Below are 8,459 nucleotides of genomic sequence, written 5' to 3' on the forward strand. Positions count from 1 at the left end.
CCCTATTTCCATAACCGATATGACCCCTCGCAATCCCGCCCCAACTGTTGATATCATCATCGAACTGATCGATCGCCCCCATCGTCCGATCGTCCTGATAGAACGGCTCAATCTCCCCTATGGCTGGGCAATTCCGGGGGGGTTCGTCGATTATGGCGAGTCGGTAGAAACCGCAGCAGTGCGAGAGGCGCAAGAGGAAACGGGATTATCGGTGGAGTTGGTAGAACAGTTGTTGGTTTATTCCCATCCCGATCGCGACAAACGCCAGCATACGATCGCCCTTGCATTTATCGCCACCGCCACCGGCGAACCTCAAGCTGGAGACGATGCCAAGAACTCGAAAATCTTTGAACCTTGGGCGATTCCGACAAATCTTTGTTTCGATCACGATCGAATTTTGAAGGATTATTTCCACTATCGAAATTACGGCATTCGCCCTCGTTTGGGTTAGGAGAGAAGAGTCAACGAACAATTGACAATTGACAACACATGAGTTTTTCTTCTCTCCATCTGCGGACTTTCTAATTCAATTCTCAAGCGCGGAATTCTCTGTGATGTCCCAGACCCTTTCGGAACTTCAATCAGTACCTCCCCATGAACTCAAACGAGCGAACAGAAAACCAGACAAAGTCGGAAGAAAAAGACAAGAAGCGTAAACTTCCAAGAATCGAACCGGTTGAGACTCATCACGAGTTAATTCTGCAAGATAAAAGCTACAAATATACATCTCGTGCCGGCGTTCTTCCCCTCAAAGACGAATTTGACCAAACTCAAGCCGAAATCTTCTTTGTCGCTTACGAGTTAGATGAGATCGATAATACGGTCGATCGCCCTCTCACGTTTGTCTTTAATGGTGGTCCGGGTTCTTCTTCGGTTTGGCTGCATATGGGGGCACTCGGACCCCAGCGCGTTTGTATGGAACCAGAGGGTTGGATGCCGCCACCGCCCTATCGATTGGAAAATAACGAGTATACTTGGCTCGATCGAACGGACTTGGTGTTTGTCGATCCCGTGGGTACGGGTTACAGTCGATCGATCGATGAAACCGTCGATAAAAAATACTGGAGTTTTGAGGGAGATATTCGATCGGTTGGGGAGTTTATTCGTTTATATCTAAGTCGCTATCAACGCACCTGTTCGCCTCTCTATTTGGCGGGAGAGAGTTACGGCACGACCCGTGTTGCCGGTTTGGCAGGGGATTTAGTCAAGAAGGGTATCGCCTTCAACGGCATTATCCTCATCTCAACTGCTCTGGATTTGCGACCGATCTTTTTTGGTACGGGGGACGATTTGCCCTTCGTTTTGTTTGTCCCCACCTATGCTGCCACGGCTTGGTATCACAAAAAGCTGGAGGAGGAATTGCAGCAACGTCCGTTACCCGATTTGATGGCGGAGGTTGAAGCTTGGGCCCAAAGCGAACTTACGGTAGCGTTGATGAAAGGCGATCGCATTGAGGAATCCGAATGTCGCCGTATCGCCGAGCGACTTTCCCGCTATACGGGGCTAAATCTGGATTTCGTCCTCGGTTCCAATCTTCGCATCGATATCGATCGCTTTTGCAAGGAACTGCTGCGAGATCGAAAGCGCAGCGTTGGACGACTCGATTCCCGCTTTAAAGGGATCGAACCCTCAACGGTGACGGAACGGCCGGAGTTCGATCCTTCGATGCTGGCGATTATACCGCCCTACACGGCAACGTTCGATCGCTATGTTCGATCGGAACTGGGAGTCGAGACGGACTTGATTTACGAGGTAATTAGCTGGAATACCCACGAGAATTGGGAGTGGGAGAAAGGGGTACTGCCGACTACCGGTGAAGTGCTGCGGGGAGCAATGGCGAAGAATCCGTTTATGAAGGTATTTGTCGCCCAAGGTTACTACGATTTAGCGACGCCTCATTTTGCCACCGAGTATATGATTTCTCACATGAATATTGATTCTCAATTGCGGCAGAACGTCAAAATTTCTACCTACGAAGCGGGTCATATGTTCTACCTGGATGTGGAGTCTCTCGCTGCTTTCAAGCAAGATATCGACGTTTTTTTTAGTTGATAATCGAAAAATCTAAACTGTTTAAAATGCGATCGAAATTAATTTTTAACTGCCGATCGAATAAATAACATTAAAATTATATAGTTTTTTTTTATATTAATTTAGTCGTAGCTTTGTAACGATCGTAACTAGATTGCTAGTTATCTCCTTTTTTTATCCACAAGTTTTATTTCGTCCGATTTGCGACTTGTTTCTTCATTATCTATACTAATGAAGGAAACAAAAATTAGATTCAAATGGATAAACAGGAAGTTTTAGAACTGTATACACAAGTTAAGCTAGATTTTGTTAAAAATCAATTCAAAAGCTCTACTTTATCTCAAATCGATTTAATCGGAGCCGATCCGATCGAAAATATCTATTATATTAAAAAATATGAAATCTCATCAAATAAATTTATCGGACTTGGACTTAACAAGTATAAGCTTAAAAAATGCCGATTTTTGAAGCGCAAACTTGAGGAGTTCAATCCTGATAAGAGCGAAGCTAGAACGATCGATTTGGGTGAGGATTAACTTCATTCAGGTGAATTTCGATCGAGCCAATCTCAAACGTGCCAATTTAACCGATGCTAATCTCGTAGAGATTAGCGTTAAAGATGCTGACTTCAACTTAGCCATTATGTCTGATGGCAAACGATACAAAGCCAAAACGGCTGCCTAAAATTTAGAACGAAAAAGACTCCGACTGTACTCTAAAATAGAAACGGGTATTGATACAGATTTAGAGAAAATCAGTCGGAGGGTTTCCATGAAAATTCTAATCGTCTTAACATCTCACGATCGCCTTGGAAATACTGAAGAAAAAACGGGTTTTTGGTTAGAAGAATTTGCTGCCCCCTATTATGTTTTCAAAGACGCAGGGGCAGAAATTACCCTCACCTCGCCGGCTGGAGGACAGCCTCCCCTCGATCCCAAAAGTAACCAACCCGAACACCAAACCGATGCCACGAAGCGTTTTGATGCCGATACAGAAGCGCAAACAGCCTTAGCCAATACGTTGGCGCTATCGACTATATCTTCACAAGACTTCGATGCCGTATTTTATCCCGGCGGCCACGGTCCGTTGTGGGATTTAGCCGAAGATAAAGATTCGATCGCCACGATTGAAGCAATGTATGCCGCCGGTAAACCCGTAGCAGCAGTGTGTCACGCGCCGGGAGTCTTCCGCCACGCCAGAACAGCCGATGGTTCTCATCTCGTGGCGGGGAAGTCGGTTACCAGCTTTAGCAATAGCGAAGAAGCGGCAGTCGAACTGACGGATGTGGTGCCATTTTTGGTAGAGGATATGTTGAGCGCTAACGGCGGCAAGTATACCAAAGCCGAAGACTGGCAACCCCATATTGCGATCGAGGGTCACTTGATTACCGGGCAGAATCCGGCTTCATCAGTCGGCGTTGCCGAAGCGGTTTTGGCACAACTGAGATAAAAAAGAGAGAGGTAATTAGCTGGAATACCCACGAAAATTGGGAGTGGGAGAAAGGGGCACTGCCAACTACCGATGAAGTGCTGCGAGGGGCAATGGCAAAAAATCCGTTTATGAAGGTATTTGTCGCTCAAGGCTACTACGATTTAGCGACGCCTCATTTTGCCACCGAGTATATGATTTCCCACATGAATATTGATTCGGAATTGCGGCAGAAGGTCAAAATTTCTACCTACGAAGCGGGTCATATGTTCTACCTGGATGTGGAGTCCCTTGCTGCTTTCAAGCAAGATATCGCTAAGTTTTTTAGTTAACAATCGAGGACTGTGGGTGATTTTAAATGCGATCGCGATCGATTTTGGATGAGTCTTCAGATCGATTGGATTTTAATATCCTTTTTATACATATAAATTCATGATTTTGTATTTTTAATTACTTGATAGAATATCCGATCCTTTTTTTATTCACAAATCACTCTCACATAAAGTTGCAGTTCATTTTTTACTTATTTATAATAATAAAAGAAATAAAAATCAGATTCTAATGGAAAAACAAGAATTTTTAGAACAGTATGCAGAAGGAAAACGAGATTTTATCAGAATTCAATTAAAACAAGTTGATTTAAAGGGTGTAGATTTACAAGGTATTAATTTATCTCAGGCTGATTTGACTGGAACGGATCTGAGCGAAGCCAACTTAAGCGGCTCTAAACTGACTCAGATGAAGCTGAGTAAAGCTTTGCTTGTTAATACTAACCTTCGACAGACTGAGTGCTCATCTATACAATTAGATAATGCAGATCTCCAAAATGCTAACTTTAGCGAGGGGATTTTACAGAGTGCCAACTTTACACATTCTAGTTTAGATCGAACTTGCTTCAGCTTTGCTAACTTAGCATGTGCGAACTTCACACGAGCAATTCTAGAAAAATCAGACTTGACCAATACAGACCTTCGTAATGCTTGCTTAATTGAAGCAGACTTGACAAGCGTAAACTTCTCTGGGGCAGATTTAACCTCAGCAAGATTACAAGGTGTTCATCTAAAAAATACTTTATTTAAAGGAGTCAACTTAAATAAAGTCGATTTGTCGGGTTTAGACTTTACCAATATCGATCTCGAAGGTACGGATTTACAAAGTGCCAATTTGAAAGGAGCAATTCTTCGCGGCGCGAACTTAGAACGATCGATTCTTGTTGGTGCTAACTTGATTCGGGCAAAACTCGATCGAGCCAATCTCAAACGCGCAAACTTAACCGATGTGAATCTCTACGGCGCAAGTGTTAAAGATGCCGACTTCAGCTTAGCCATTATGCCTGATGGCAAACGATACAAAGCCAAAACGGCTGTCTAAAATTTATATAGAACCAAAAAGACTCCGACTGTACTCTAAAGCGGCAAGTATACCAAAGCCGAAGACTGGCAACCCCACATTGCGATCGAGGGTCACTTGATTACCGGTCAGAATCCGGCTTCATCGGTTGGCGTTGCCGAAGCGGTTTTGGCACAACTGAGATAAAAAAGAGAGGCGATCGTGGGGGTTGATTGGGTCAAGTTTAAAATCAAAAGTGGTGTCGATCTCCAAGAGTTGAAACTGTGGGTCGATCGACAATCACAAAATTTTCCGGGTGGAATGTACATTGAAGAGATAAACGATCTCCCCATACCTGAAGAAGATAAGGAGAAAAGGAAAAGATATCACGAAGCTTGCGATCGTCTTATAGAATTAATTGAATTTCCCGATTCGGATGAATCTTGGGATAATCTAAATCGGCCGATAATGCGAGTTTATCCGATTACTTACAATCGCATATTGCCATTAGAATGGAGAAAGGCAGCTTATACGACTATTGTACCTCTAGATCTGCCTCAATATTTGACAAGATGGAAGAATTATATTGAGGAAGTAAAATTAGGAAAATATAGAAACTATCTGCACCAGCTTTTTTTATTTGAAGACTACTACAATCCAGGTAGTTTATCCTGGAAAACTGCTCTAGAAGACTTTTGTATGTGGCTCGAATACTCTTATGAAATTGATAATGCTTGGACGAAAAAAGAAAAGTTTTTAAAAACCCGAGAAGAAGTGGTGGCACGCGAAATTCCAGATTTACCCGAAATAGATATTCCCGTTTTTGAGCCAGATAGTGCATCTAAACCTATTCAACCGGAAGTTCGAGAAAAGTACGATCGATATATGGAAGCGATTACGATCGCCCAAGAGAATATCAGACAATGGAATCGATGTGTTGCATCGAAGTGTAAAGTTCGTAATCCAGGTGTGTATAACTTTGAATACTATTTGCAGGCTGGTTTAGAATCCGAATGGCTGCATGAGTTTTTTGATTGGTGCGATCGACTCATTAAAGAAGGGTACGGACTCTATTTAGATTATTAATTTTTTTTACACAGAGAAAAGTCAATAAAATTGATAATAGTATAGTTTTTATTTATTACTTATAAATATTAAGTTTTCTTTCTTACAAAACTTATTCGTCTATCCTTAGGTTCTAAATTATCGATATTTCTGGAATTCAAGAAGCGATCGGTGTAGTTTTAGAATGCTCGGGACTACACTAAATTTTAAAACTTGATGAATCGAACAATTCGTTTTAAACTAATAACTTTGGTTGCAGTGAGTTGGATTATCTTTATCTTGTCACCTCAAAAATCACTAGCATTAATCGCAAAAAAAATAGAAATTAATCTGGTCGATCGACTTGAGATGGCGGAGACCATTAATTTTGAGAAACACTTTCAAGATCTTGAAATTGAAGGTTCGATTATCATCTATGACTTAAACAACGATCGTACTTTTCAACACAACCCCCAACGAAATACAACCCCTTTCTCACCCGCATCGACATTCAAGATTCTCAACTCTCTGATTGCACTCGAGACAGGGGTCATTTCCGATGAAATTTCGGTTTTGACTTGGGATGGAGTTCAAAGAAATATTCCTGAATGGAACCGAGACTTGAATATGAGGGAGGCATTTAAGATTTCCGCAGTCTGGTTCTATCAAGTTCTCGCTCGCAGAGTGGGATACGATCGAATGCAACACTGGATAACTCAAGCCCAATACGGCAATCAAAAAATTGGCGATCGCAGTGATATCGATCGCTTTTGGTTAGATGGCGAGTTGCGAATTTCTCCTCAAGAGCAAATTCAATTTCTCCGACATTTCTACAACAATGACTTACCCTTTTCCGATCGAGCGCTCTCTATTGTCAAAGACATTACGATCGTGGAAAAAACTCCAGACTATACAATCCGAGCAAAAACAGGCTGGGTCTGGTTTGAGGATGATGAAAAAACACAAATCGGATGGTACGTCGGTTACTTGGAAAAAAGCGACAACACTTACTTTTTTGCTACGAATATCGATATTCACAACCAGACAGACTTAGCTGCCCGAATCGAATTGACACGTCGCTGTTTCCAAGAGCTAACATTGCTGTGAGTTTTGTCTGCACTCCGTCTATATCTTAAAACGCTTGAATCCATTCTTTCACGTCGTATTCCGTCCAAATCCCATTTTCCCAATAGGGATCGGATTCGACGAGTTTGCGAACGGCGGCTTCATCTTCTGCGTCGTAGATGCCAAACACCATCGTTCCATCTTTTGTGGGTCCGAGGGTTATCACCAACCCCGCTTCTTTTTGGGCGGCGATGCCATCGAGATGTGCTTGGCGGTAGGGTTTGCGCTTCTCCAACACATCTTCGCAGTAGGTTCCCCACATCACGTATTTAGACATAGCAACTTTTAGAGCAATATTATAGGACTGACGATCGGCTTCTATCATCTCACGGATAGAGAATGTTGAATTCGGAAGCGCCCAAGCGCCCAATTGAATTGGGGGCAGGGGAAGCAAGGGAAGAGTCAGTGAATTATAGGTAAGTTATTTTTCTCACTGTGTCGCCGCGTCTCTCCCTCAATTCGATCGAGCATTGGCGGCAAGTCGATCGAGATACCAATATAAACCAGGGGCGATCGCACTGTGCAATCGTTGAAGCAAAGACATCTCCAAACCGGGGGTAATGGCAAAGGATTTGTTCAGAACTCCCCGGAGAATTTCTCGGGCGACATCTTCTGGCTGCCAGGTTTCGGCACTTTGGGTAATGGCTTTGGTTTCAGGGGGTTTGGTTTTGTTTTCTGCGGCGAGTTGGGGGGTATCGGTATCGGGGGGATAGACGATCGAAATATTCACTTCCGTGCCTTTGAGTTCTGGGCGCAGAGACTCGGCAAATCCCCGCAGGGCAAACTTACTGGCACTGTAGGCGGTGTATCCGTAAAGTCCGATTAAACCCGCACCGGAGGAGATAAGCACTAAATGTCCCGTTTTCTGTTGCAGCATTGCCGGTAAAACCGCCCGAACGCAATAGAGGGAACCGAAGTAGTTGACTGCCATGGTTTCCTCGAAGATTTGGGGAGATAGTTCGAGAAAGTAGCCGGGATGAGCAATGCCTGCTGATGTTACTAATAAATGCGGCAGTCCCCCAAGTTCGATCGCCTTTTCCATGGCAGCTTCGGCTCGATCGCGATCGGCTACATCGGCTTCGATAACGTTGACTCGCTGTTCTGAGCGTACTTTCGCTGCCTCAATTTCGGTTTTGGCTAATTCTAGTTTAGAAGGAGATCGGGCGACAATGGAAATATGTGCCCCTTGGCTTGCCAGCAACTGCGCCGTTGCCAGTCCAATACCGCTCGAACCTCCGGTAATAATGGCGTGCTTTCCCTGAAATTCCTTCATTTGTCTTGTCCGCGAAATCAGTTTATTGAGTTTATGCCACACACGCATTTATTACACACACAGATGCTTAAAGCGATCGAGAATCGCGATATTTCAACAGTCAAAGAGCTAATCGAGCGAGGAGTGCAAGTTAATTACATTAACAATTCATGTGCTTCAAGTGCGATAGAAGCCACAACCAAAGTCGGTGATTTTGACATGGTTGCTCTGTTACTCAGTGCCAAGACTG

General features: G+C 43.6%; 11 protein-coding genes. 9 read left to right on the forward strand and 2 right to left on the reverse strand.

The genetic code is table 11. From position 1 onward, the window contains the following. Positions 1 to 19 precede the first annotated feature (19 nt). From IQ235_RS11795 to blaOXA, 9 genes are all read left to right on the forward strand, one after another. Positions 20 to 451 (forward strand): NUDIX domain-containing protein, encoded by a 432-nt coding sequence (locus IQ235_RS11795; protein WP_264321669.1) that lies wholly within the window; start codon positions 20 to 22, stop codon positions 449 to 451. A gap of 143 nt (positions 452 to 594) precedes the next feature. Beyond that, complete coding sequence (locus tag IQ235_RS11800) at positions 595 to 2,052, forward strand: S10 family peptidase (RefSeq protein ID WP_264321660.1); 1,458 nt, start codon at positions 595 to 597, stop codon at positions 2,050 to 2,052. Between the two features lie 236 nt (positions 2,053 to 2,288). Then, positions 2,289 to 2,567 (forward strand): hypothetical protein, encoded by a 279-nt coding sequence (locus IQ235_RS11805; protein ID WP_264321661.1) that lies wholly within the window; start codon positions 2,289 to 2,291, stop codon positions 2,565 to 2,567. Continuing rightward, on the forward strand, positions 2,557 to 2,715 hold the full coding sequence (locus IQ235_RS11810) for a pentapeptide repeat-containing protein (protein ID WP_264321662.1): 159 nt from the start codon (positions 2,557 to 2,559) through the stop codon (positions 2,713 to 2,715). The genes IQ235_RS11805 and IQ235_RS11810 overlap by 11 nt, the downstream gene beginning before the upstream one ends. 87 nt (positions 2,716 to 2,802) lie before the next feature. Next, entirely contained in the window at positions 2,803 to 3,480 is a 678-nt protein-coding gene (locus IQ235_RS11815; protein ID WP_264321663.1) for a type 1 glutamine amidotransferase domain-containing protein, read from the forward strand. Between the two features lie 92 nt (positions 3,481 to 3,572). After that, complete coding sequence (locus IQ235_RS11820; protein ID WP_264321664.1) at positions 3,573 to 3,791, forward strand: hypothetical protein; 219 nt, start codon at positions 3,573 to 3,575, stop codon at positions 3,789 to 3,791. 229 nt (positions 3,792 to 4,020) lie between these two features. Continuing rightward, positions 4,021 to 4,830, forward strand: coding sequence for a pentapeptide repeat-containing protein (locus IQ235_RS11825; RefSeq protein ID WP_264321665.1), 810 nt, complete (start codon positions 4,021 to 4,023; stop codon positions 4,828 to 4,830). A 180-nt stretch (positions 4,831 to 5,010) separates the two neighbouring features. After that, positions 5,011 to 5,874, forward strand: a complete 864-nt coding sequence (locus IQ235_RS11830; RefSeq protein ID WP_264321666.1) for a hypothetical protein — start codon at positions 5,011 to 5,013, stop codon at positions 5,872 to 5,874. Positions 5,875 to 6,069: 195 nt separating this feature from the next. Further along, entirely contained in the window at positions 6,070 to 6,939 is an 870-nt protein-coding gene (blaOXA, locus tag IQ235_RS11835) for a class D beta-lactamase (RefSeq protein ID WP_319592580.1), read from the forward strand. A gap of 25 nt (positions 6,940 to 6,964) precedes the next feature. Here blaOXA and IQ235_RS11840 read toward each other — a convergent pair whose 3' ends face one another. Together IQ235_RS11840 and IQ235_RS11845 are read right to left on the reverse strand one after the other, a co-directional pair. After that, positions 6,965 to 7,282 (reverse strand): YciI family protein, encoded by a 318-nt coding sequence (locus IQ235_RS11840; RefSeq protein ID WP_441373262.1) that lies wholly within the window; start codon positions 7,280 to 7,282, stop codon positions 6,965 to 6,967. A 129-nt stretch (positions 7,283 to 7,411) separates the two neighbouring features. Beyond that, positions 7,412 to 8,230, reverse strand: a complete 819-nt coding sequence (locus IQ235_RS11845) for an SDR family oxidoreductase (protein WP_264321668.1) — start codon at positions 8,228 to 8,230, stop codon at positions 7,412 to 7,414. Between the last annotated feature and the right edge of the window lie 229 nt (positions 8,231 to 8,459).

Origin of the sequence: Zarconia navalis LEGE 11467, from assembly GCF_015207075.1 — a bacterium.
GTDB lineage: Bacteria > Cyanobacteriota > Cyanobacteriia > Cyanobacteriales > Geitlerinemataceae > Zarconia > Zarconia navalis.

Coding starts and splice junctions, on each gene's coding strand:
- IQ235_RS11795 (WP_264321669.1), top strand. CDS start 20: ATGACCCCTCGCAATCCCGCCCCAACTGTTGATATCATCATCGAACTG.
- IQ235_RS11800 (WP_264321660.1), top strand. CDS start 595: ATGAACTCAAACGAGCGAACAGAAAACCAGACAAAGTCGGAAGAAAAA.
- IQ235_RS11805 (WP_264321661.1), top strand. CDS start 2,289: ATGGATAAACAGGAAGTTTTAGAACTGTATACACAAGTTAAGCTAGAT.
- IQ235_RS11815 (WP_264321663.1), top strand. CDS start 2,803: ATGAAAATTCTAATCGTCTTAACATCTCACGATCGCCTTGGAAATACT.
- IQ235_RS11820 (WP_264321664.1), top strand. CDS start 3,573: ATGGCAAAAAATCCGTTTATGAAGGTATTTGTCGCTCAAGGCTACTAC.
- IQ235_RS11825 (WP_264321665.1), top strand. CDS start 4,021: ATGGAAAAACAAGAATTTTTAGAACAGTATGCAGAAGGAAAACGAGAT.
- blaOXA (WP_319592580.1), top strand. CDS start 6,070: ATGAATCGAACAATTCGTTTTAAACTAATAACTTTGGTTGCAGTGAGT.
- IQ235_RS11840 (WP_441373262.1), bottom strand. CDS start 7,282: ATGATAGAAGCCGATCGTCAGTCCTATAATATTGCTCTAAAAGTTGCT.
- IQ235_RS11845 (WP_264321668.1), bottom strand. CDS start 8,230: ATGAAGGAATTTCAGGGAAAGCACGCCATTATTACCGGAGGTTCGAGC.